Here is a 25,859-nt window from a genome sequence, read left to right as displayed (position 1 = left end):
GCAAGCCCCTCTATTCCTCAACTTTTATAACATGATTACCATCAAAGAAGTATAAACATTTCTCTTTCACAGGGTGTTGTAAGCTTTTCTCAAGCGCTTTTGCATATAACGAAAGCTGGACTTTATATCGCTCTTCTAAAATTGGTTTCGCTTGATCAAATCCACCTGGGAACTTCCCTTCAATCGTATCCGTTTTAAAGTCGATTAAAGTAATACCATCTTCCTCTTCAATCATGCAGTCAATAACCCCTTGGACAAGAATGGATTCCCCGCTCTGCCCTTGCCAATCTTGATACGCTTCTTCTGCTGCAAGCATCATCGTAAATGGTACTTCACGCTCAACACTTTTCGCCGCTAATACCCTTTTACCTAGGTCACTATCAAAGAATGAAATTACTTTTTCAATCGCAATTTCTTCCGCCTGCTCGAATGTTAATAATTCTTTATTTACCATTCCAGCAATTTGCTCCCGAATCACTTCTTCTGTAATCGGCTTCTTCAAATCAACATACTGCATAACGGCATGTACTGCTGTTCCGCGCTCTGCATATGTTAATCCCTTTTTCTCCATAAAACGAGGACGTGTCCTAATTGGTGCACGTATTTTTTTAATAAAGGCATTATCGCTACCTTCTTCAGATTGATAATTTCTCTTTATTTCTGTAACAGATTGCTTCGCACGATGAGATGTCGCTTCCTCATATCCGTACTTCCACATTAATCTATCGTACACCTCTTCTTTCCGTTCACTTTGCAGGGGAACGGCCTTTTTCTCACGAAGTGCTTCTAACAATTCTTGTTTCTCTTCTTGAACCGGTTCTGGCGCGAGTAACGTGTTACCGTCAACAACTTCTACTTTCCAGCTAGTGTCATACCCATAAATTTCATCTGGAACACTTCCTTGTCCTAATTCAAGAAGTATTTCACTATCACGGTGCCTATATAATGAAGGTGCAATCCAGTCTAAGTAGCAAGACGCTCCGGCACGTATATGATCTGGTAATAACCATTCACTATGCTCTCTCGCATCCAGCCATTTTTCCATTTCCTTAGTTGCATCCTTAACTGTTCCAATTAAAATTAACTTCTCTTTTGCACGTGTTAACGCTACGTATAAGACGCGCATTTCTTCCGCAATTAATTCCATTTTCATTTTACGCTTAATTGCAAGTTGTGATAATGTCGTATATTTAATTCGTTTACGAGGATCGATAAATTGCGAACCGAAACCGAAGTCTTTATGCAGTAAGAAACGCTTCATTAAGTCTTGTGTATTAAAGCGACGACCAAGTCCAGCGACAAATACGACTGGAAACTCAAGTCCTTTACTTTTATGAATTGTCATAATGCGAACGACATCTTCTTGTTCACCTAAAGCTCTCGCCGTACCCATATCATCACCGCGTTCTAAAATACGCTCAATAAAGCGTAAGAAGCGGAATAGTCCTCTAAACGATGTTGCTTCATATTGTCTTGCGCGGTCATATAGTACACGCAAGTTTGCTTGCCTTTGCTTTCCAGCTGGTAAACCACCGACAAAGTCATAATAACCTGTCTCACCGTACACTTTCCAAATTAAATCGGAAAGAGACTGTTGGCGCGCAAATTCACGCCATCCTTGCAGTAAGTTGTAGAACCATTCTAATTTATCATGTAGTTCTTTTTCTTCTTCAAGCGGTGCCCCTTTTAAGAATGAGCTCATTACTTCATAAAACGATCCTTTCTTCCCATGAGCACGAAGCGTTGCAAGTTCTTCATCATTTAATCCAACGATTGGGGAACGAAGTACTGCTGCAAGCGGAATATCTTGCATCGGATTATCAATAACGCGGAATACGTTCATCATAATATTTACTTCTGTCGCTTCAAAGTAACCAGTCGCAAGATCAGCGTATACTGGAATTCCTTGCAATTTTAACTCTTCCATAATTTGCGGTGCCCACGGCATGGAGCGAAGTAAAATAACGAAGTCGCGGTATTGTACAGGGCGCATACTATCCGTTTTACGATCATACACTTCATAACCTGAATCAACCATCGCTTTAATGCGCTGCGCCATAAGACGAGCTTCAAGCTGTGCTTTTTCTACTTCCGCACCTTCTTCACCGTCTATTACTTCTTCTTCTGTTTGCTGAATGCACAATAGTTCAGCTGCTACATCTTCACCTTCTGGATAGCTAGCACCTAGCTTTAATTCAGCGTCAGCATCGTAATCGATTTCCCCAACTTCTTCGCCCATAATTTGTTTGAAGATAAAGTTTGTACCCGCTAACACTTCATGACGACTACGGAAGTTTTTCGCTAAGTCAATTTTCATTCCGCCGCCTAATCCTTCTTGCGTGAAGCGTTTATACTTTCCTAAGAATAATCCTGGTTCTGCTAGTCGGAAACGATATATCGACTGTTTCACGTCACCTACCATAAACAAGTTTCCTTCACTCTCAGAATCTTTCGTTACGAATTTAATAATCGATTCTTGTACGAAGTTCGTATCTTGATATTCATCGACTAATACTTCAGCAAATTTATTACGATATTGAAGTGCTACAGCTGATGGCTTCATTTCACCTTCTTCACTTTGTTCGCTTAAAATTTGTAAACAGAAATGCTCTAAATCTGTGAAATCGACCATTCCTTTATCTCGCTTCATCGCTTGGAAACGCTCTGTAAATACTTTTACAAGCTGTACGAGTTTTTCTAATACAGGATGCATATCTTGAAAATCTCGTAAGAAACTTTCAGGTTTGCGACTAAATAGCTCTTCTTGTAATTTCTTCACTTCATCTTTCGCTTTATTACGAAGAGAGTCTACTTGTTTTACAACATCCTCGTTATAATCGCTTTTCTTAATACGCTTTAATGTTTGCCACGATACGTTTTGCATCGCTTCATATACGCTTGTCCATGACTCACGAGCAGCTGATGATAACGTTCCAAGTAAAGCTAAATCCGCTTGCAGTGTTTCAACACGGGGCGCTGGACCGTCAGGAAGCATTGCGAGCTCTGTCGCTTTACGAATATGCTGTTCCGCTGTTTCAAGTTGAAATTTCACATCTTCTAATAAGTAGGAAGCGTACACTAAATCTTCAATTGTCTTTCCTTCCACATCATATGCTTCTACTAATTTATCAAGCCATTTTTCCGGATTTGGATGCGCTCTTGATTCTGTATGAAGCGCTAAAATCATACGTTGTAAATCATCGTCACTACGGTCACTCGTATAACGATCAACGAGTTCAAAGAATATCGTATTATCTTCTATCCCATACTCTTCTTCTAATATGTCATCTAGCACTTCTTCTTTTAACAATTCATTTTCGGTTTGATTCGCAATGCGGAAACGAGGATCAACATCAAGCATGTAATAATATCCTCTAATGACTTGTAAACAAAATGAATGGATCGTTGAAATGGAAGCTTTATTTAATAAGCTCAGCTGCTTTCGGATGTGCTGAGAGCCAGGCTCATCAATTAATACTTTTTCTAATGCTTCCCCAATTCTGTTTTTCATCTCTTGCGCCGCTGCATTCGTAAATGTTACAACGAGCAGGCGGTCGACATCGACTGGGTTTTCTTCATTTATAATCTTTTTAATAATACGTTCAACTAATACTGCTGTTTTCCCTGATCCTGCTGCTGCTGCGACTAAAATATCACGCCCGTTCGCTACAACCGCTTTCCACTGGTCATCTGTCCACTGACTACCTTCTGGTTTTTTAGGCCAATTTTCTATCATTCTCCGCCAACCTCCTCTCTAATTTTCTCCATCGCTTCGCTATCTTTCATATCTTTTAGCGTACGGAATTGGTTATCTTCAAGTGATTCATCGAACTGACAAACCGATTTGAAGTTACAGAACGTACACGCCGCTTTATTTCCTTTTTTGTAAGGGGCAATATCGATCACACCTTCTGTAATGTCTTTTCCGATATTTTCAAACGTATGGTGTACATATTTTTGCAGGACGTTAAACTCTTGTTCACTGGCAATACTTGAACGCGCACTAAAGCTACCGTCTTTTTTCAGACCAGCAGAAATAATATCAGAGCTTCCTGTTGAAAGTTTATTATCCATTAAACGAACAACGTCAGCATCTCCTAGTACGAGACCTTTCATTTTGAATTTCTTTAAAATTTCCTTTTCAATTTCTGCTTCAGATGCGTCACCTTTTACCTCCACAATTGGGTTATGAATGTGGAAATACAATACACCAGCTGGTGATGCCGTGCCGCCTTTTTTCATCCACGTATGCGCATTTGAAGTAACAACATCTAAATACGTTAACATTTGAAGTGCTAATCCGTAATACACTTCCGTTAAGTCTAACGCTTTTGAGCTTGATTTATAGTCAATAATACGTAGGAATGTTCCCTTTTCATCTTCTGCCTTATCAACACGGTCAATACGGCCAACTACTTCCATCTTCACACCATTAGGTAAGGAGAATTCCATTGGCGGAAGTGATCCTGTACCGCCCATACCAAATGGCACTTCTAGATCAACTGGTACGAAACCGCTAGACTTCGCATGTTCACGAAGAATGATTGACGTACGGAAAATGATTTGTTGTAGTTTTTGTTTTAAATAGAAATGACGGTTTGAACTTAATAAAATTTGTCTTTGTAATAACGGTGCGATTTCTTCTATTACTACAGTAGAAAGATGCTCACACTCTTTTATTGATAAATCCGCCCAAGTACGATTTTCACGTAATAGCCTATCTGCAATTCTCTTCAGCGCTGCATGGAAGAGCTCTCCGATATCTGGCGCATCCAGTTTGAAAATATCACGCTCTCTTAACGATAAACCGTGCTGCGCAAAATGAGCGTACGCACAACGGTTAAATAATTCCATACGAGAAACGCTTCCTTTTATTTTATCTCCGTATAAATCTCTACTTACAGCTGTACTTAGCTTTTGCGCACGATTTCGGTAGAATAAGCTTGATAATACGCGGCTACTTTTTTGCTTCCATTCATCTGAAGTAACGTAGAAATTATATACATCCCACCAAAAGTCTAAGTTGCCTTCAAATCCATATCGCTTCCACGTTTGAAGTTGCTGCATAACATATGACAACGTTACTTCTGGTGTTGCTACATATGAAATTTGTTCCGAACGTGATAAATCATTTACGTCGTTCGTAATAAATGTATCTTTCACATCAGGGAACATTCTTTTTATTTTCTTAATAAAGCTAGAAGCAAGTAACGTCTTTCCTTCCTCATCTGCAAGCGGGCATGAAATGTATAATTTCTCAGTTGCTCTCGTTACCATTTGGTACATAACAAACTGTTCTTCTAATAAAGTTTGTCTCGTCGTTGGTGCGAGTTCAATACCTGCAGCGCTAAGAACATCTCTTTCTTCATCAGAAAGCATACCTTCATCCATCGGTGCTGCTGGAATCACACCTTCATTCACTCCAATGACAAATGTTGCTTTCACATTTGATAATCTAGAACGATCAATATTCGCAATTAACACTTGGTCTAATGACGGCGGAATGTTTGCGAATTGAAGCGCCTCAAGACCTGTCGACATAACGTCTGTGAACATAGAAAGTGACATTTTTTCTTCGCCAAGCATCTCAACGAACGTATCAAGAAGACTCATTACTTCTTCCCATACTTGTTCATGATCTGTCGCAAATAAGAAATCTCCACTCTCTTCTGCACGAATACGTAATGCTTCTAATTTTTTCGGAACGTCAAGCTCTTCTAAAAATAAGTAAACAGCTTCGCACATTTGCATAACCGTTCCCGCACGCTTCAGTCTTTTTTGCATACGAATAACAGGCGTTCTTACAACGTCACGCAATCGATTTATTTTCTCTTCCATTTCACGTTCACTGTCTGTAATCATCCCGTCCGTATCGTCAAGAGAACGATAGCGGCGATACATCCACGGATCTTCAGAAGTCCATCTTTTCCCTTGTACACCGTACGCTAAACAATAGTTTTCAAACTCATCCATCTCTTCGCGCATCGTTTCTTTTCTTACGTCTAATGGATATAAAAGCTCTGTTTTCACGCAGCGAAATACTGCATCATAACGCCAATTCCCGCTAATAATCTCGAGTGCAGAACGAATGCATTCTACTAACGGATGATGTGACATCGGGCGTTTTTCATCGATAAAGTGCGGGATATTATAATCTGTAAATAGAGTCCGCATTACATCGTAATAACTTTCTCCGTTACGAAGAAGAACTGCAATATCTCGGTAACGATAGTCTTCATCCGCCACAAGTCTACGAATTTCACGAGCAACGCCTTCTACTTCAGCTCGTAAATTCGCGGCTGTATGAATCGTTACACTTGCTTCCCCGTTAAATTTCTCATTCGGACGCGCTTCATAATGAGCTTCTAAATGCGCTAATGCTGGAGAATGAAAACGCGGTTGTTCCATAAGCGGAATCGTTTTTTCAATTTCTATTTTCTCTTCACGCGCTACTTGTTTTATTTTTTCATACGTTAACGTCGTTTCATAAAATAAATCTAGTTCATTTACTGGCTGCGCTAACGTTTTTTCATCTATCGTTAATGTAATTGTCACTCTCGCACCGCAAATCATAAGCTGTCTTACAATTTCTAGTTCTTGCGGTGAAAACGAATGGAAGCCATCTATATAAATTTCAGCTCCCTTTACATATTCAGACTGCGGAAGCTTTTCCACTAGCAATTGCAGATAGTCTTCTGAATCTAAGTACTTTCCGATTAAAGCACGTTCAAAATCATCATATAATAACTGTAAATCATACACTTTATTCGCTAATAGCTTTTGTTCAGCACTGCTACTGTGTGCATCTAATTGTTGCCACATTTCATATACGTTTGATGGCGTCACGTTATATCGTTTAAACTCCGCAATCATACTGCCAAGATGTTCAAAGAAACCATTTTGCTCCGCTGCTTTTTGGAATACCGATAATCCATCTTTACGAGACTCTACAATTTTACGAAGTAACATATGTACGCCCGCTTCATCAATGTGAAGACGACTCGCTCCGCCAACTTCTTGCAATACTTTCCACGCTAATCGTGAAAAACTAAAAACTTGTGCCCGAATAGAACCTCTAACATCCTCACTACCAATTAACGCCTGCTGCGTTTGGAATGTCATCTGTTCTGGCACAAGATATAATATTGTTTCCCCTCTTGGACGCTGCTTTAACTCTTCTTGCACTTCGTGTAAACAAAGTGTACTTTTTCCACTTCCCGCTCTACCAATCACAAATCGAAGTGACATGTAACCCCACCTTTCACTTACATAACGAACGTTAGTTTGCTACTATAATTGTATTATAGGACACGAAAAAAGACAAACGGAGTAGTTTGTCTTTTTCTATACTTCTACCTATTATATCAACCTTTTGAAAAATTCGTTTGCACCTCTTGAATTGGCCAATATCGTAAATCAACTTTACCGACAACTGTATTAGCTTTTACAAAACCAAAATGTCTACTATCCCAGCTCCCGAGGCGGTTATCACCTACTACAAAAATATATCCAGGTGGCACCGTTTTTTCCTTCGTTAACTCTTCTAGCGTAAAGTCACCTGTTAGTTGTCGTCCATTTATCTCTTTCTTATATTTCTCTAGATAAGGTTCATCCACGAATTGTCCGTTTATATATAGTTTATCATGCTTATATTCAATATGATCCCCAGGTAAACCGATAATTCGTTTTACGTAGTCCTCTTTTTTGTTCGCATGAAATACAACAACATCAAACCTATTCAAGTCCCCCACTTGATAACTCACCTTATTTACAACGAGCATATTGCCATCTTGCAATGTCGGCATCATTGACTTCCCCTCTACAACATACGTTGAAAAGAAAAACGTTCGAAAAAATACAGCTAATAATACACCAATTAAAATTGTCCGTATCCACTCTATGCCTTCTTTTTTCAAAGTTTTCTTCATCCGCTTCTCCCCTTCTCCTTTAATAATGAAGCTTTCCTTTACAAAGAAGACTATTCTTAATGTAGTTCTAACTTTACTTCGATTTTCTTACCGACATACCATAAAATAAAAATACCAATTGCTACAATGACTGATTTCACCGGATTATGAATAAATGACATTAAATCATGACCGATATACGTTAAAATAAAAATCATCACAAGCTTTCCGAACGCGAGCGCAAGGCCAAACTGTTTTACACTAATGCGAGATAGACCAGCGACAACATTTATAAGCGCAGATGGTGTAAACGGAAAACAAAATATGACGAAAATCGGTGCGAACCCTTTCCTTTCAATCCACCCCATTGCCTTTCGTACTTTCTCATGCTTATTTACAAAAGAAAAGAAACGACTTCGGCCAAAATGGCGGATTATGAAAAAGACAAGTAAGGCACCCATTACTGATCCAAGCCAAGAATAAAGAAAACCGAGCCAAAATCCAAATGCAACAGCATTCGCCAGTACAAATACGATGAGTGGCAATGCTGGAATTAACGCCTCTATCATCGGTAACCCAATACCAAGAAGTGGTCCGAACGCTTTATAGCTTTCAACAATATGATCCATATTTTCTGGTGAAAAATACTCTTTGATCGTCTGAAAATCCATTCTACACTTTACCCCTTTACTCTAAGTACTACCTCTACTGTATCATTGCCTATATGAAAGAGGAAATGGTAGATACGACATATGGAGATGTAATTATTAAGTTTCCATATCTTTCATGAGAATTCCTTCATTATTATGCTATGATAATCTATCAATATTCGACAATATTTAGAAAGGAATGATATACATAGTGACAATCAGTATTTTTCAAAAATAAATTTGCTGTGCATAATGCTATTTTATATCAACAATACACCCTATAAATAAAAAAGAGTTTGACCCGAGTAGCTATTCAGCTACTTTTGGGTCAAACTCTTTTTGAACTTCAATATAATTTTAATAATAAAATTTAATGATTCTTTTTATCTTTAAGAAAAAGAATTACAGAAATTATTACTAGAACAATAACTATGGTATCTAAAACATATGATACCGTTGTACTTAAACTTATTAATTCCACACTCATAATCCCTGCATACAAGCTTACAAATATCATTAATAAATCGTATGTCTTTTTTAATTTTAAGTAACGAATTACAAAAAATACTGAAAAACTAAAGAAGAAAATCGTACTGATAATAGTCATATTTCACTCCTATATCATTATTCAAAACAAGCAGAATAAATACTTCCTAAAGCAAAGAACTCTAGCAACGCTTGTTTAGCTTCTGGTCCCGCTGCACTTGCTGCTTTTTTCACTGCAGAAGTTGCAGCTGCTTTTTTACTTTGTCCACTAGCTCTAGCAGCATTATATGCTGGAATCAATTTATTCACAAATGTTTTTGCCCCACCTAGCGCTTGTAATGCACTTTTAATTTTTGTAAGCTTAGTAATTGAGAATACATTAGAAAGCACTGCAATCCCGACAGCTGAAACACAACCTGCTACCCCATATGCTACAGCTTCATCATTTTCGACAGCATCCATAACTTGGAATAAACCATCATAATTATTTTCCGCCATCCACTGATTTACAGAATCACTACCTTCCGCTAATACACTATCAGGAATTGATTCAATAACACTTAACACCTTAAATGCTTTGTCCATTTCAGCCTTCTCTTCTAATGAATAAGTTGGTGGATTAATTTCTGCCGCACTTACAGAAGTTGTATTTGCTAGACTTCCACCTAAAATTGCAGCTGACAGCATTAACGCTGTACCTTTAAATAGTTTCTTTTTCATCACAATTCCCCCAATTAAACTGACATAACGTCGTTTTTAATATGTACCAAGTTACTTTATCTTGGTTTCTATACATAACTATATTAAAAACAATGCAAGTTTCATACGAAGAGTTTCTTGTCTTTTTCCGAAATACAGTTTTCGGAAAAAGACAAATTTACTTTTCTACATCATAATAAAGGGAATAAAAGAGTGAATTTGTAAAAAAGAAAAAGAAGTGATTGAAGGTTATTTCAACAAACTAAATTTTTGATCTTTTATTACATATATTACAAATTAATTTTAGATAATATCCCAAGAGATTTTGCTTTCTCTACAGCCTCTACTCTAGAAGATACTCTTAACTTATTAAATAATTCCGTTAACGTATATTCTATAGAACGTTGGCTTAAATTCAACGTTAGTGCAATATTTTTATTAGTCATTCCTTGCTGTACAAAAATTAAAATCTCTCGCTCTCTTTGAGTTAAAGTAATAGGAAGTTCATTTGTTTTTTCAGATTGTAACAATGATTTTGCTGAAAACTGCTGAATTCGCAATTGCCTAAATAAGCCTAATGGAATAACCACTTCTTTTCGTTTAGCGCAACGAATCGTAGTTATCATCTGTTCTTTAGACGCCGTCTTACTGATAATTCCAGAAATATTATTTTCTAGAAGTAGATTGAAATGCGGCTCTATGTCAAAACCTGTATAAATTATTATAGCAGCATCCGGATCATGCTTTAAAATCCCCTTTGTAACTTCCAACCCATTTAAATTAGGCATAAATAAATCCACTAAATAAACATCATATTTTTTTTTAGTAATACAACTTAAATATTCAGCACTGTCAAACAAAACATCTGCACAAATATCTTCTGTTTCTATGAGTGCCTTTGTTCCCATTCCAACAGCCATATGGTCATCTATAATAAGAACCTCTATCATTTTCATACTCCTATTAACAATTTTTTGCAAATCACATATAGTCTTTAATTAAATTTAATATCTATCTCTAATCCTTGACCTATATTCGAGTTTATTTTTATTTCTCCATTTAAGCTTTTCACCCTAGTAACAACCCCTGATATTCCCATGGTTGTATAGGATTCAGTTAATGCACTTGTTTTCATTCCGATACCGTCATCTTTATATACAAGATAAATCGATTCCGCTTCCTCGAACACATATAGATATACAACAGAAGCTTGCGAATGCTTTAATGCGTTATTTAACAACTCTTGTATAATTCTATATATAGCATTTTCATACTCTAAATTTCTCATATTAAACTTTTCTTGAATGTCATAATTCAAATGAAAATTCGCCTCAAAACTTATCTTTTTAAACAATCGCTGAAGTGATTGTTGCAAACCTAACTCCTTTAGAAATGGAGGTCTTAAATTGTTGCATGTTTCTCGAACAATATATATTTGATCCATTAATTCCTCCTTGATTTCATTTAATACTTCTACTACTTTTTCATCTACAAATAATTCTTTATATCCTTCCATTTTTCGATACAAACGTAACTGATCTTGTAAAACGCCATCGTGAATATCCCGAGACAAATCCCCTCGTTCCTTTTCACTTATCATTAAAGATAAACGAGCAAATCTATTGACATACTCTTTTTCTGAATTTTCACGAGATATTTCATCCATAAAATCTTCTAACTTTTTGGCAGCTTCAAATTGCAAATGGATATAATTTGAAATTGTTTCCAACCATAAAATTTCGTCAATACTTAAACTCTCTCTATCACAAATTAATACTACTTTACTTGCATTTAAATCTGAAACCACAACGATAAAATATCCTTCTATCCATATCACGGATCCTACTGTGAATTCGCACCACTTTACTTTTTTTAATACCTCATAATTTAGCGACACTTTTCCCTCAATAGGTTCTATCTCTTGGTTGGCATTATTAATTTGTAGAAAAATTATTTCCTTTATCGCTAATACGTCTATAAACTCTCGTTTAATTACTTTTATTAAATCAGATTGTTTGTACTCACTTTTCATTTGATGAAGAAATCTATTTAAACTATTTGAATAAATTTTCTTATGATCATATAAGACCTTACGAAACTTAAAATCTAAATAGTCTTTAAAATAATAACTCACAATAATAAAAATAAAAGTAACAATATTTACTTGAATAAAATCTAATACATTTTCCAACTCAAACTTCTTATCAAAAACAATTATTTCCATTATCAATATTAATCCTGAAACAATCAATGATATAAATAAGTAATATTTAAATCTACTAATGATAAAATTCACATCAAATAAATCCCTTGAAATCAATAAATAAAAAAAATAAGTTGGGATGAATAAGAAAAATATTATAGATATTTCAAATTCTATTAATTCTTTCCCTAAAAATAAGCTGGGAATAACAAAAAAGAATATAAACGGTATTAAAGAAATCAAAAAACTAATAATAATAGCTTTAATAAACTCCAATTTTACATTTTGTTTATTCCGAAAAAGAAAGCGCACTAAGAGAAACATTATAGTAAATAACAATATTAAAAAGGTAATTCCGTTTATTAATGAACCTAATCTATTATAAAAAAATCGCAGTGCATTCGTTGATATTAATAGAACAATTACAGTTTTTTGCAGAAAATTAAGGGTTTTAGCATTGATAATCCTCTTATTCCTATTGTTAAAATACGCATTAAAAAATAATAGGAATAACACTAGGGAGTAATTGAAGCTACTTGACATAACAATCATACCTAATACATCCATTCTCCCATAGGCAATTGAGCTAATATATGTCAGGCTAAACAATGTAAGGAATTGCAACAAGTATTTAGACCAATCATTATTTTTTCTACCGTTATAAATTATTATAAATAGACAACTACTAATAAATATTAAGTAATATAACAACGGCATAAACAAATGATATGTAAATTGTTTATCACCCTTTTCATACATTACATTATATTTCCTTTCAGTTTCACCTTGTTGAACATGAATAGTTTGTACCTTTTCCACTCTAGAAAACATGTTTACAGATGAATTGAATTCCGGGGGTTCTCTATCTAAATTCTTTATAATATCTCCCCTCTTAATTCCTTGTTTTGCAGCCCATTTATCATCATCCAAATCTACTATTTGATAATTCCCCTCTATCTTCTCTACTTCAATTCCCAGCATTGGATATTTAACAATAATAGTCGAAAAATAAACTACCAACAAAAAAGAAATAAGTATAAAATTTATTTCTTTTTTATAACTATGGATATTTTTCATCAAAACCCTCCCAAAATAAAAAATCTTGCCGAGTATACAACAAAAAAAGGAGTTATCAATATAACTCCTTTTCAGAACTGCATTTGTTTATGGCCATAACATATTACGCAGTGTAGGCAGCGCCACTACTAATACAACAAAGCTAGAAGTCATATACTTGAAATATAAATTATAATTAACTTTTTTCATAATTAATACCCACTTTCTATTTTTAAATTCTATAATTCGAAATCGATATAATCTCTTTTAATATTATATTATAAAAAAATATATATTCTCCCGAAAAATATATGTGTCTTTCCGAAATGTATTTTTCGGAAAGACGCATATATTAAAAGACTCAATACTATTTTTTAAACTACTTCTAAAATCCTTTTACACATCCTCTTCTCTAACAAAATACACACTCTCATATGCTGGTTTTAATCTAGATTCATCCCTTTGATCAACCTCTTTAAAGCAAGGATTCCCTTGTTTTTTCCTACGATCTTCATACTCCGTTCGCAATTTCGCAGTACGATTTTGTTGATTTTCAAAACTAGTTTTCGATATCTCTAACTTCACAGCAAAACCATTTATAAATCGGATAATAAGGTTTCCATCTTTTAATTCTTTATTATTTTCAATATAAAAATGAGACAACCACGCGCATTCTTTTCTAGAATACGAATAGGTAGGGAAAAAATAAAGTTGATCTGTTGGACTAATCGCAATCGGAGCTTTATGTGTAATATGAGTTAACTCTTTCGTTCCTTCTTTTCTGCCTAAAAAACTAGAACCATGCTTGCGGCAACTTCTTTCTATAATATCTAAAGGCTTTTGAAATACGAAAAAAGAGTCTTGCACTTCAACAACTCGCGTAACAATTTTCTTTTCACTGAGAATTACAGGAAGTAAGGCCATTGTATTTTTATTTACAACATAGTTTTCGACGTAGCGTTCCACTTTACTTTCCATATTCCACTATCTCCTTTTTTCTATTTATATTAGCAGCTGCATATATAATTTTAGCATCTATGAAAAGGAAATGGCTTACAGATTCCGCTTTTTTACAATACTTTATTATTTGTCAACTGCCTTTTAAATTATAAAATAAAAATATATTATTTTTATAATAATAAACCTATACAAAATCTATTTATACTACCTATAAATATTTACAACTACTTCCTCATTTCGCATCATTAAGACAATTAACTTTGCTATAATTAAAATAAAAATCCAATATATGGAGGTCCACTATGAAAGAAAAAGAAATGCAACCAACGATTCACATGAAAAATAGCAGCATTGTGATCGTGAACAACCCAGCTAGCATTATATTCGCTTTATTTTTCATTCTATTATTTTTTGCAAAGCCTTTTCGTAAATCGAAATGCTCTGAATGTAAGAAAAGCGCGAAGAAAAAAGTTGAAAAAGAAGAGTAAAAGGCTTTCTATTTTGGAAACCCTTTTACTCTTCTTCATATTCATAATTTCTTCCGAGTGTCCCTGTATCCCCTTTATTTTCTAATATTATTACATATAAAAAATTATCCACTACGTTAAAAAGTACTTGTACGTGTTACCCATTTTTATTAAGAACTTCACCTTTATAAATCACTAGCAACTTTTTAACTCGTTAAATCTGCAATATAAGTTTTGTATATAATTCCACTTCAAAACACAAAATATGTAAGTGATTATTTATGATTACATTCGTTTTTTATCTAATTCCAAAAAGGAGCTGTATAATATGGAGAAAAAAAGTCTATTAAGCCAACAGATTAATAGCGTCCCATCAGATGCTCTGAATACCCCTAGTAAGGAGCAAGAACAAATGTTAGAAACATTATCTCAAGACGAACAAAATTCTAACAACAATGCTAACAAAAAAGATGATACTCAAGGTCTATCTAGAAAAGATTTCCCCATTTCAACAGAGAATACAAATTTATAGTTATTTACTATCATACGCAGCAAATGCTCTTGCTGAACTAATTCTTCTACAGAAACTAATACGCATTCCAGATAATTTTTCACCCGTTGTAACATAGAAAAAGAGATTTAGATATAAAAACAGGCTCTGGGAAAACTTTCTCCACAACCTAAAAAAAAGGATGGCATTAGCCATCCTTTTTTCCATCATCAACTATAAAATTATAGTTTGATTACGTTTTTAGCTTGAGGTCCACGGTTACCTTCTTCGATTTCGAAGCTAACTTTTTGACCTTCTTCTAGAGATTTGAAACCTTCAGTTTCGATTGCAGAGAAGTGTACGAATACGTCGTTTTCGCCTGGAACTTCGATGAAACCGAAGCCTTTTTCGTTGTTAAACCATTTTACTTGTCCTGTTACTGCCATAATTATTTCCTCCTAAGAAAATACATTTTTTTAATTTTTTAGTTTTCCTATCTAAAAAAAGAATCCACACATTATCAAATACGAAACATAAACTAGTTCTCACATACTTTTTCTCGTTCGTTTTCAGCACTTGATAATATATGGATTGCTTAATTTAACTATTCAACTGACATTATCATAGCACATTAAAATAAAATGTACAATCTTTTTTGAAAATAACTGACAAATTAAATCACGTATGCAATTATCAATATCTTATTTGAATAAAAATAAACAAATCTTTCGAATGCCACTTTATTCCTTTTTCTAAGTGTTAAAATGTAATCTGACAGTACTTACTGGAGGGGATGAAATGTCAAACTACACAAACGAAGAAAAGCTTACAGGGGGAAACGTCTCAAACGTATATCGTTCTAAAAATACTGTTCGGCGAGAATTGAAGCCAGACAGTGTAAAAATTCATAAGTTATTACAGCATTTAGAAAACAAAGGTTTTCATTACGCACCAAAATTTTTAGGTATAGATGAGAAAAATAGAGAGATTTTATCTTTTATTGAAGGAGAGGCTGGGAATTATCCTTTAAAAGAATATATGCGATCTAATGATGTGTTAAAAGAAATAGCAAAGATGCTTCGCCTTTATCATGATGCTGTAAGTGACTTTCCGTTATTAGATGATTGGAAACCTATGGACCATACCCCAAATAATATTGAGGTTTTATGCCACAATGATTTTGCTATATATAACATTATATTTAATAACGAGAAGCCAGTAGGAATTATTGATTTCGATGTTGCTGCCCCTGGACCAAGAAGTTGGGATATCGCTTATACACTGTATACTTGCGTGCCTTTAAGTAGAGTGTATTATACGGAATCAGACGAGACAATTCATTATGAATCGGCACAACGTGCTGGCCGTATGAAAGAAAGAATAAAATTATTCGTCCAGTCCTACGGTAAAAGTATGGATGAAGATTACTTAGGTATGGTACTACTACGTCTAGAAGCATTATGTACATATATGAAAAGAAAAGCAAACGAAGGCGACATAAATTTCCAAAGAATGATTGATGAAGGACATTTAGAGCATTATGAAAAAGATATGAAGTTTATTCGTGATCATAGAGCTGAGTGGATTTGATCATATTGTCTTTTTTTGTCGGTAAGTCGATATCCTTTGTCGAATCGTCGATATATTTGAAAAATCGTTGATATATTTTAAGTTATGATAGATATATCGAGAAAATCGTCGATATATTTTTATTTACTCTCGAATCGTGCGAAAAATAATAAGGGGCACCCTTCAAAAAGGGGCCCCTTCCTTTTATTTCGTAAATTGTGCTTCTTCTGTAGATCCTTTTAATGCTGTCGTTGATGAAGTACCACCTGTAATCACTTGTGCTACTTCATCAAAGTAACCTGTTCCTACTTCTCGTTGGTGACGAGTTGCAGAGTAGCCATGTTTTTCTGCTGCGAATTCTGCTTGTTGTAGTTCAGAGTATGCTGCCATGCCGCGCTCTTTATAGCCGCGTGCTAATTCGAACATGCCGTAGTTTAATGAGTGGAATCCAGCAAGTGTTACGAACTGGAACTTATAACCGTAAGATGCGATTTCTTTTTGGAAGCTCGCAATTGTTTTCTCATCTAGTTTTTGTTTCCAGTTAAATGAAGGTGAACAATTGTATGCAAGCAATTTCCCTGGATGCTCTTTATGAATTGCGTCCGCAAATCGTTTTGCATCTTCTAAATTTGGTTCAGATGTTTCACACCAAACGAGGTCTGCATAAGGAGCGTATGCTAAACCACGTGCAATCGCTTGGTCAAGACCTGCTTTCGTACGGTAAAATCCTTCTGGTGTTCTTTCTCCTGTAATAAACGCCTTATCAACCGGATCAATATCGCTCGTAATTAAATCAGCTGCATCCGCATCAGTTCTTGCAACGATAATTGTCGGTACACCCATTACATCTGCAGCAAGGCGTGCCGAAATTAAATTACGTACCGCTGTTTGCGTTGGTAGTAATACTTTTCCCCCTAAATGACCGCATTTTTTCTCTGAAGATAATTGATCTTCAAAGTGCACACCTGATGCACCCGCTTCAATCATACCTTTCATCAGTTCAAATACGTTTAATTGTCCGCCAAATCCAGCTTCTGCATCTGCTACAATTGGTACGAAATAATCTGTATCACCGCTTCCTTCCATATGCTGAATTTGATCCGCACGTTGAAGCGTTTGATTAATTCGTTTTACGACAGCAGGTACGCTGTTTGCTGGATATAAACTTTGGTCTGGATACATATGTCCAGACAGGTTTGCATCTGCTGCTACTTGCCATCCACTTAAATAAATTGCTTTTAACCCAGCTTTTACTTGTTGCATCGCTTGGTTTCCTGTTAATGCGCCAAGTGCGTTAATGTAATCTTCTGTATGAAGCGACGCCCAAAGCTTTTCAGCACCGCGGCGCGCTAATGTATGCTCGATATCAATTGACCCGCGCAGGCGAATTACATCTTCTGCCGAATATGGACGTGTGATCCCTTTCCAGCGCGTATCTAGTTCCCAGCTTTCTTGTAATTTCTCGATTCTTTCATTTTTCATTTGTTCCATCCCCTTTTCACTTTTTATAAAATTTCATAACCCGGTAATGTTAAAAATGGTACGAATTCATCACTCCGAACAAGATTTGTAAATAACGTTATCGCCTCTTGGAATCTCCCTTTCTTAAAGGCTTCTTTACCAATCTCTCTTTCTATTTTTGCTAACTCTTCTTCTTTTAGCTCTTCCATTAATTCAAATGTAATATTACGGCCATCATTTAATTTTCCACCTTCATGGCGAATCCATTGCCATACTTGTGCCCTAGAAATTTCCGCTGTTGCCGCATCTTCCATTAAGTTATAAATTGGTGCTGCTCCCCGTCCGCTTAACCAAGATGCGATATATTGAATGCCTACGCTAATATTCATACGAAGACCCTCTTCTGTAATCGTTCCCACTGGTACTTCTAATAAATCCTTTTCTGTAACATGTATTTCTTCACGTTTTCTAAAAATTTGATTCGGCGTTTTCATAATGTGATTAAATACTTCCATCGCGACTGGCACAAGTCCCGGGTGGGCAACCCAAGTCCCGTCATGACCGTCTAAAGCTTCGCGCTCCTTATCCGCACGTACTTTTTCAAAAGCTGCTTCATTCGCTTTTGGGTTGTTTTTAATTGGAATTTGTGCTGCCATTCCTCCAATAGCTGGTGCATTACGACGGTGACACGTTTGAATGACTTTCAAAGAATACGCGCGCATAAACGGCGCCGTCATCGTGACTTGCGCTCTATCTGGAAGTAAAAATTCATTATGATTACGGAAACCCTTTAGAAAACTAAAAATATAATCCCATCTTCCGCAATTTAATCCAGCAGAATGATCTTTAAGCTCATACAAAATTTCATCCATTTCAAACGAAGCATGTATCGTTTCCAGTAACACCGTGGCTTTGATCGTTCCGTTTGGAATACCGATATATTTTTGAGCAAATACGAAAACATCATTCCATAACCTTGCTTCTAAATGGCTTTCCATTTTCGGTAAGTAAAAGTATGGACCGCTTCCTTTTGCTAAAAGAGCTTTCGCATTATGGAAAAAATAAAGTCCAAAATCTACTAAGCTACCAGACATATTCTTTCCGTCAACTTGCATATGTTTTTCTTCTAAATGCCATCCTCTTGGACGCACAATTAATACTGCTGTTTTACTATTTAAACGATATTCTTTTCCGTTTTCATTTTTATGTGAAATCGTTCCCTTTACTGCATCTCGTAAGTTTATTTGACCTTCAATCGCATTTTCCCAAGTTGGTGAATTCGAATCTTCAAAATCCGCCATAAAAAGATGTGCTCCTGAATTTAAAGCGTTAATAACCATCTTTCTATCTACTGGGCCAGTAATCTCTACGCGGCGATCCTCTAAATCTTTTGGCAATTTAGCAATTGTCCAATCAGCTTCACGTATGTGCTTCGTTTCTTCTAAAAACTTCGGAAACTCTCCTGCATCAATTCTCTTTTGTTTCTCCGCACGCTTTTGTAAAAGTTCTATGCGGCGCTCATTGAAATTTCCATGTAGTTCCTTCAAAAAACTAAGCGCCTCAGGTGTCAATATTTCGTTGTACGCTGGCAACATTTCTCCGGGCAATGTAACCCGTGAAGTTTGCGTCGACATATTAGCATCCCCTTCTTAAACTGTTTTATAACAGATTTGATTTTATGTTTTATATTATATAACAAATCTTCAGAAAAGGAAGTTTTTTTTGAAAATTTAATTGTTTTTTTGTAAAACTGTATTCTTCCACCGGTATTACACATAAAAAAAAGCCAGTGTTATACAACACCAGCTTCTTGTTCTATTATTTATTCAAAAATTGTTTTAAATAAGAATTGCGCATATTGTTCACGTGTTACTTTCATGTTTGGAGCAAAGTTACCCTTTCCATCTCCTACCGAAATACCATTTGAACCTACTGCATTAATCGCATTTTCTGCCCAATGTCCTTTTGGTACATCTTTAAATCCTTTTGTTTCTTTTACTTCTAACTCATATGCTACTGTAAGCACTTGTGCCATTTCTGCACGTGTTAATGTATCTTTCGGTCTAAAGTTTCCAGTTCCATCACCATTAAAGATACCTAATTCTGTTAATACTAAAATTTCTTCTAAGAACATTGTTGATCTTTCATTAATATCTTTATATGGATTTTCAAGAATATCGCCTTCCTCGAATACTTCACTGAAATCCATTGTGCGATAAATTAAAGCGGCTACTTGTTCACGTGTTACGTTATGTCCAAAACCGAACACACCATTTCCATAACCAAGCATAATTTCTTGTTCTGCTAAAGTTTGAATTGCTTCATAAGACCAATGTCCTGCTGGTACATCTTTAAAGAATGCCTGACTTGCTTGTTGTGGCTTTGCAGCTAATTCAGCTTTTGCTGTTGTCCCTTCAGCACTAAATGCCACTCCACCCATAATTGTTAAAGCTGTTGCTACTTTTAAAAACTTTTTCTTCAAAGTATTCTCTCCCTAAAAACATATTTTTTTCTAATATAAAGAATTAATGGAAGCGTAACAATATAATTTCCATGTGATTTTTGTCTAATTTATGAACTATATTTCATATACTTTTATTTACACTTGATTAACAATAAAGTTACTAAAACGTATATTTAAACAATAAAAAGTCACTTTATTCAATCTCTTCTTATCCACTAAAATCGAAAAATTAAATTACGAATAGAAAATCAATATAATTACAAATAATTTTAAATAAGAAAAAAGCGTGGAATTCCCGCGCTTTTTTCTTAATATATATTATATCAATATAATTTAAACATCCTTATACTTTAACTTTCATTCATAATCTTCATCTTTTACTGGAAAATAAAAAACAGCTCTATTTAAAAACGTTGCATATTGCTCACGTGTTACAACTTTATTCGGTTCAAATTGCCCATTTCCTGTTCCTACTATGACATGATTAGACTGTAGTGCACTAATCGCATTTTTTGCCCAATGATTATTTGGTACATCTTTAAATGTATGGTTCTTCTTCACCTCAAATGTAAATGCATTCGTAAGAATTTGTGCCATTTCTGCGCGTGTTACTGGTGCAGTTGGTCTAAAGTTTCCTTTTTCATCACCTTTAAAAATACCATGCTCTGTTAATACTAAAATTTCATCTAAAAACATTGTTGCTCTCTCAGAAATATCTTTGTATGGATTTTTTAAAGGTCCTTCCCTTTTCAAATTCAATGTACGATACAGCACTGCTGCTACTTGTTCTCTCGTTACATTATCACCTACACCAAACTTACCATTTCCATACCCTAACATTACTTTATTGTATACTACATCCATTATATCGTCATATGCCCAGTAGTTTACTGGAACATCATCAAACACAATCATTTCTGGATATTCTTCTGCTTTTACGTTGGGAACATTCGTACTTACAAACAAGCCGCCCATAATAGTCATCGTTGCCATTATACGTAACATGTTCTTCTTCATTGCCCTCTCCCCTTTACCTCCATTTTAAAAAACGGAAAATAATAGACTGAAATCCTTTCCAATATTACATATGTTGCCTTTGCACCATTTATGCAATATATTACATTTAAAAAATCTATTATTGTGAAAATCACTACTAAAGGAGAGCCAATTCGCTCTCAATTTCAATTTTTATACCGAATTGTACGCAAACTAATTTTCTTTCCTGTATTCATGTAAAGGTGTTTCTATAATATAAATATTCTACTTTTTTCAAAAGAAATCCTTCACGTTTTAAGAGTTCATTTTCTAGACAAAAAATGCAATTATATCGACTTACCTACAACATACGACAATAGTAACCTCTCTATTAATAAAAGCTCATAATGAGCGGAAGATACCTCTTCTACACATTATGAGCTTTCTCTCTATCTATTCCATTTTCCCTGGAGAATTATCAATTGATCGTTGTAAAAACTTTGCAAATTGTCCGCGTGTAACGAGCATTTCAGGCTGGAACTTGCCATCTCCCGTTCCTACCGCTACTTTATTAGACTGCAATGCGCTAATTGCATCCCTTGCCCAATGATTTTCTGGTATATCTGTAAATGTATGCGGATGCTTTGTTTTCAACTCATATGCTTTCGTTAAAATTTGTGCTAATTCTGCACGAGTCAATGTATCTTTCGGACGGAAATTCCCATTTTCGTCTCCTTTAAAAATACCAAGCTGTGTTAAGCGTAAAATTTCGTAAGGGAACATGGTTGATTTCGTACTAATATCTCCATATGGATTCTCATTAAATGCACTTCTTTTTAAACCAAGTGCGCGATATAGAACTGCTGCCGCTTGTTCACGTGTTATATGATCTTCTGTCCCAAACTTACCATTTCCATAGCCATACATAATGCGATGATATACTAAATTTGTAATTTCATCATACGCCCAATGATCTGTTGTTACATCATCAAACTTTATCATAATATCAGGACTAGATTTTTGGACGACATCTGTATTTGCAGACACACCATTTGCACCTACAAATATTCCTCCCATTAGTGTTAACGATGTCGCTATCTTTACTAGCTTTTTCATCTCTCTCATCTACCTTTTCCTTTATTCCCCTGCAAATTATATTATACAATAAATCTGAAAATTATAAATTCATTTCAACCTAATTATTTACAATTAAGAATATAATTTTTCTTCTACTACTATTTTTTCATCCTTCGTTTTTCGAAAAGTAAATGCCATTCCTACAAATATAAGAACAATTCCTACTATTTGCATACTAGTCGGTCTAAACCCGGTAAAGACTGTATCTAATAGTATTGCAACCGCAGGATCTAAGAACACTAATACAGAAATTAATCTCGTCGATAAATCTCTTAAACTGTCAAAAAATAAGTAATATACAAATCCCGTATGTATAAGACCTGTCGCTGTAATCATCATCCAATTCATCTCTGTTAACCCTTGAAACTTGCCAAAGTCTACGAATGGTAGCAATAAAAATATACCTAAAAATGTTTGTAAAAATGTCATCGCATAGGCGCTCGTATGCTGAATTCCTTTTCCTAATAAAGTGGTAAAAGCATAAAATAGTGCCGCAAGTAGTGCCCATACCATGCCAGATGACATCAGTTTTTCAAGTGATAGACTTCCATCTACTCCAGCCACTAACACTGTACCGATAAAACAAATAACAATGGACAAAACAGCAAACATTGTAAGTCTCTCTTTAAATACAATACTACCAATCATTAATACGATAATGGGTGCTAGATGATAAACTGAAATCGCAATTGTAATCGACATAACTTCAAATGCTTTAAATAGAAATACCCAGTTAAAAACGAGAAATACACCGCATGCTAATATTTGCATGACTTCTTTTTTATTCCATTGCTCACTTTTATATTGTCCTGTTACGAGCCAACATAATGCTAAAAATATAGTCGCACAAATACAACGAACGAATACTAATTCAAAAGACGGTAAACCTGTTTGAACAGAAAAAAATCCAATTGATCCGAAAATAGACATCGAAAGGATCATTTTTATAGCCGGCATTGATTTTGAATGAAACAAAATATTAACCTCCTAAACATTTCACTGAATATTCCATATATTATACACTATAATTTTCCAAAACTCGAATAACGCATAAAAAAAGAAGCAGTACACTACCGCTTCTTTTCCTTTTCATATTGTTCAAACGTATGAATTCTTTCAAAAATTGGTGGGTGTGTATATAAGAAAAACTTTACTAACGCAGGCGGATTTACTTGGCTTAAGCTCGTTTTTGATAAATATTGAAACGTTTTTACACCAGATTTCCCGTCCTTCGTCATATCTAGAGCGTATTGATCTGCCGCTCGTTCTTCTATACGAGAAACATAGTTTGTTGCTGGCTGTGATGCAAAAGAGAGGACAGAAGAAATTAAGAAAAATAAAGGTAAAATTGAGAAACATGCTGCTTTTGACATTTGCAGCGTATCCCCCCATTTTCGAATACACATATTTATAATACGACTAATGAGGTACATCCCTATAAACGATAGCAACACATAACTCGCAACGCCCCAATATATATGTTTCATAACATAATGCCCCATTTCGTGAGCCATTATAAATAAAATTTCTTTATCTTTTAATTGCTTAAGCGTCGTATCCCACATTACAATACGTGAATTAGGTCCTATTCCTGTTACATATGCATTTAACGCATTCGTTTTTTCCGACATATTGACTTCATATACATGTTTCGCTGGAATATCGGCTTTGTCTGCCATCGCTAAAATTTTCGTTTCTAATTCTTTATTTTTTAGCGTCGAAAAGTCGTCATACAGTGGATCAATCACGACAGGCTGTATGAATGTTAAAAAGATTGTAAACGGAACAGAGAGTGCCCATCCTGCTAACCACCATCTCTTCGGGAATTTGCGAATAAGCCAAAGAAGAACCGTAACTACAATTAACATAGTTGCATAACTTTCCCAAAAACCGATAACGTGATCTTTTATCCAGCTTTGTGTACTTTGCGTTGAAATGCCGTAATCAACGGACACTTTTCGGCTAATCCATTGCATCGGCAGGGCAAGAACTGTTGTAAGTAGTGATAAATAAAAGAAATAAATCGCAACTTGCAGGACACTTATTTTCGTCGTTTCCTTCGACCATTTCTCAAACTTTTTTGAAATACCGAGCACAAGTACAAATAATAATATAATCCATTCAAGAGGCGCCGCTAAAAAATACAGTAAATTTTTCACGCGCGAATAATCTTGGCTTAGCGTAAGCTCTCTTGCATTCATAAACGTTTCTGGATCTGCACTCGTTCCTTTGTACATGTCAGGAATTAGTTCATGATTCCATCCAAATAAATACCAATATATAAATAACGCAAACCCAACGTACAAAAAAAGCGACCACCCGATAACCTTCCTCACGCTATTCCCTCCTCTATGCTGCCTGTCTATTATTATTGTAAGTTCGTACATGCTAAATTAGAACAAGCTTATTACGCGAATTGCTCGAGATCCTTTTATTTACATAAAAAAACTCTTCTACAAATAGAAGAGTTTTACCTACCTTTAGACGCTTTCTTCGGTTCATACTCTGGGATAAGAAACGTACTTACAACCCAGCATATTAAACCAGCGCCTTTTATATAGCGTATATATTCATAGTCTTGAAAAAATAAAGTCGTTACAATAAGCGTAAAAAATCCAATTAAAACTAGTACATATCCTATTTGCTTCTTAGATAACATAACGTACCTCCTTAAGGAAGTACATCCATTAATAAGCTAAAATCTTGCAGAGAAAAAGAACTATATTTCATAATCCCTTGTACAGCTAAAAGTAAAATAAGGCCGGTCACACACATATAATTAACGCTTTCTTCACTCTTTTTTTCAGCAACTACGCCGCCACTGATACATAGAATTCCTAACAAATGAAGCGCTAAATACATAAAGAAATAAGCTTCCTCCCAGCGAAGAATAACGTTGACTGTCGTTATTAGTACTATGCTAAGCACAATCAAATAAAAAAACTTATTTGATGATATTGTTTCATTCATATAATTTTATACATCCCTTTCAAATTTAGAATGAATGATGTTTCAAAGCTATAAAGTAAATGATTATTTTCATACTATAAAACAAAAGGAAAGACACTATTACTTTCTCGAATATTTTATGAATCCACATATACTTCTCTTCATTTTTTCTGAAGATGCGCTTCATCATTTCTTCTACAATTAGACCAAATAGTAGTAAAACCCCTAACACAATGAGAAGAGAAATAATATTTTCTTTTACATGCGTACTAGAAAATAAGTAATACTCCGGAAACACAATCGTATCTACTACAGGTTGCAGCCAATGACAAACGCTTTTATCACATATATCTGTAATAGACGTAGCATCTATAATATCTTTCAAT

General features: G+C 35.0%; 22 protein-coding genes. 3 read left to right on the top strand and 19 right to left on the bottom strand.

Annotated features, from left to right (window positions below; translation table 11 throughout):
- Positions 1-10: 10 nt before the first annotated feature.
- From addA to ACTFR9_RS19955, 8 genes are all read right to left on the bottom strand, one after another.
- Complete coding sequence (gene addA, locus ACTFR9_RS19990) at positions 11-3,736, bottom strand: helicase-exonuclease AddAB subunit AddA (RefSeq protein ID WP_440049016.1); 3,726 nt, start codon at positions 3,734-3,736, stop codon at positions 11-13.
- Positions 3,733-7,248, bottom strand: a complete 3,516-nt coding sequence (addB, locus tag ACTFR9_RS19985) for a helicase-exonuclease AddAB subunit AddB (RefSeq protein WP_074532218.1) — start codon at positions 7,246-7,248, stop codon at positions 3,733-3,735. Before addB ends, addA begins: the two co-directional genes overlap by 4 nt.
- A 116-nt stretch (positions 7,249-7,364) precedes the next feature.
- Positions 7,365-7,928 carry a signal peptidase I gene (gene lepB / locus ACTFR9_RS19980; RefSeq protein ID WP_000751901.1) on the bottom strand — a complete coding sequence of 188 codons (564 nt, stop codon included), beginning with the start codon at positions 7,926-7,928 and terminating at the stop codon, positions 7,365-7,367.
- 56 nt (positions 7,929-7,984) lie between these two features.
- The gene (locus tag ACTFR9_RS19975; protein ID WP_000347516.1) at positions 7,985-8,578 is read right to left on the bottom strand and encodes a TVP38/TMEM64 family protein; all 594 of its coding nucleotides are present in this window, start codon (positions 8,576-8,578) and stop codon (positions 7,985-7,987) included.
- Between the two features lie 603 nt (positions 8,579-9,181).
- Entirely contained in the window at positions 9,182-9,763 is a 582-nt protein-coding gene (locus tag ACTFR9_RS19970) for a hypothetical protein (RefSeq protein ID WP_000727686.1), read from the bottom strand.
- Positions 9,764-10,032: 269 nt separating this feature from the next.
- Positions 10,033-10,692: a response regulator transcription factor gene (locus ACTFR9_RS19965; protein WP_000573661.1), complete on the bottom strand. Its 660-nt coding sequence runs from the start codon at positions 10,690-10,692 to the stop codon at positions 10,033-10,035.
- Between the two features lie 44 nt (positions 10,693-10,736).
- The gene (locus tag ACTFR9_RS19960) at positions 10,737-13,022 is read right to left on the bottom strand and encodes a sensor histidine kinase (protein WP_229136469.1); all 2,286 of its coding nucleotides are present in this window, start codon (positions 13,020-13,022) and stop codon (positions 10,737-10,739) included.
- Positions 13,023-13,397: 375 nt separating this feature from the next.
- The gene (locus ACTFR9_RS19955) at positions 13,398-13,979 is read right to left on the bottom strand and encodes a competence protein ComK (protein ID WP_000444428.1); all 582 of its coding nucleotides are present in this window, start codon (positions 13,977-13,979) and stop codon (positions 13,398-13,400) included.
- A 284-nt stretch (positions 13,980-14,263) separates the two neighbouring features.
- On the opposite strand from ACTFR9_RS19955, the gene ACTFR9_RS19950 reads away from it, so the two are divergent.
- Entirely contained in the window at positions 14,264-14,449 is a 186-nt protein-coding gene (locus ACTFR9_RS19950) for a hypothetical protein (RefSeq protein ID WP_000659564.1), read from the top strand.
- A 307-nt stretch (positions 14,450-14,756) separates the two neighbouring features.
- The gene (locus ACTFR9_RS19945; RefSeq protein WP_229136467.1) at positions 14,757-14,960 is read left to right on the top strand and encodes a hypothetical protein; all 204 of its coding nucleotides are present in this window, start codon (positions 14,757-14,759) and stop codon (positions 14,958-14,960) included.
- Positions 14,961-15,160: 200 nt separating this feature from the next.
- Here the strand turns inward: ACTFR9_RS19945 and cspA are convergent, their stop codons facing one another.
- Complete coding sequence (gene cspA / locus ACTFR9_RS19940; protein ID WP_000301522.1) at positions 15,161-15,364, bottom strand: RNA chaperone/antiterminator CspA; 204 nt, start codon at positions 15,362-15,364, stop codon at positions 15,161-15,163.
- A gap of 352 nt (positions 15,365-15,716) precedes the next feature.
- Here cspA and ACTFR9_RS19935 point away from each other — a divergent pair, with 352 nt between their 5' ends.
- Complete coding sequence (locus ACTFR9_RS19935; protein ID WP_440049015.1) at positions 15,717-16,508, top strand: phosphotransferase; 792 nt, start codon at positions 15,717-15,719, stop codon at positions 16,506-16,508.
- 183 nt (positions 16,509-16,691) lie between these two features.
- On the opposite strand, the gene aceA is transcribed toward ACTFR9_RS19935, so the two are convergent.
- The 10 genes from aceA to ACTFR9_RS19885 form a co-directional block, all read right to left on the bottom strand.
- The gene (gene aceA, locus ACTFR9_RS19930) at positions 16,692-17,969 is read right to left on the bottom strand and encodes an isocitrate lyase (protein WP_000787354.1); all 1,278 of its coding nucleotides are present in this window, start codon (positions 17,967-17,969) and stop codon (positions 16,692-16,694) included.
- A gap of 23 nt (positions 17,970-17,992) precedes the next feature.
- On the bottom strand, positions 17,993-19,582 hold the full coding sequence (aceB, locus tag ACTFR9_RS19925; protein ID WP_440049014.1) for a malate synthase A: 1,590 nt from the start codon (positions 19,580-19,582) through the stop codon (positions 17,993-17,995).
- A gap of 188 nt (positions 19,583-19,770) precedes the next feature.
- Complete coding sequence (locus tag ACTFR9_RS19920) at positions 19,771-20,430, bottom strand: S-layer homology domain-containing protein (protein WP_000726288.1); 660 nt, start codon at positions 20,428-20,430, stop codon at positions 19,771-19,773.
- 339 nt (positions 20,431-20,769) lie between these two features.
- On the bottom strand, positions 20,770-21,429 hold the full coding sequence (locus ACTFR9_RS19915; protein ID WP_000739933.1) for an S-layer homology domain-containing protein: 660 nt from the start codon (positions 21,427-21,429) through the stop codon (positions 20,770-20,772).
- 411 nt (positions 21,430-21,840) lie between these two features.
- Positions 21,841-22,512 (bottom strand): S-layer homology domain-containing protein, encoded by a 672-nt coding sequence (locus ACTFR9_RS19910; RefSeq protein ID WP_229136464.1) that lies wholly within the window; start codon positions 22,510-22,512, stop codon positions 21,841-21,843.
- 84 nt (positions 22,513-22,596) lie between these two features.
- Positions 22,597-23,499, bottom strand: coding sequence for a DMT family transporter (locus ACTFR9_RS19905; protein WP_076856150.1), 903 nt, complete (start codon positions 23,497-23,499; stop codon positions 22,597-22,599).
- Between the two features lie 95 nt (positions 23,500-23,594).
- Positions 23,595-24,860: a M48 family metallopeptidase gene (locus ACTFR9_RS19900; RefSeq protein WP_193635095.1), complete on the bottom strand. Its 1,266-nt coding sequence runs from the start codon at positions 24,858-24,860 to the stop codon at positions 23,595-23,597.
- A gap of 134 nt (positions 24,861-24,994) precedes the next feature.
- Positions 24,995-25,183, bottom strand: a complete 189-nt coding sequence (locus ACTFR9_RS19895; protein WP_000949420.1) for a hypothetical protein — start codon at positions 25,181-25,183, stop codon at positions 24,995-24,997.
- An 11-nt stretch (positions 25,184-25,194) separates the two neighbouring features.
- Complete coding sequence (locus ACTFR9_RS19890; RefSeq protein WP_001006054.1) at positions 25,195-25,494, bottom strand: hypothetical protein; 300 nt, start codon at positions 25,492-25,494, stop codon at positions 25,195-25,197.
- A 25-nt stretch (positions 25,495-25,519) separates the two neighbouring features.
- Positions 25,520-25,858: a hypothetical protein gene (locus ACTFR9_RS19885; protein ID WP_000651700.1), complete on the bottom strand. Its 339-nt coding sequence runs from the start codon at positions 25,856-25,858 to the stop codon at positions 25,520-25,522.
- Position 25,859: the final 1 nt, after the last annotated feature.

This window comes from Bacillus cereus group sp. MYBK222-1 (assembly GCF_051916425.1).
In the GTDB taxonomy this organism is placed as follows: Bacteria; Bacillota; Bacilli; order Bacillales; family Bacillaceae_G; genus Bacillus_A; species Bacillus_A paranthracis.
Note: the sequence above shows the minus strand (reverse complement) of the source record. Positions and strands in the feature narration are given on the sequence as shown.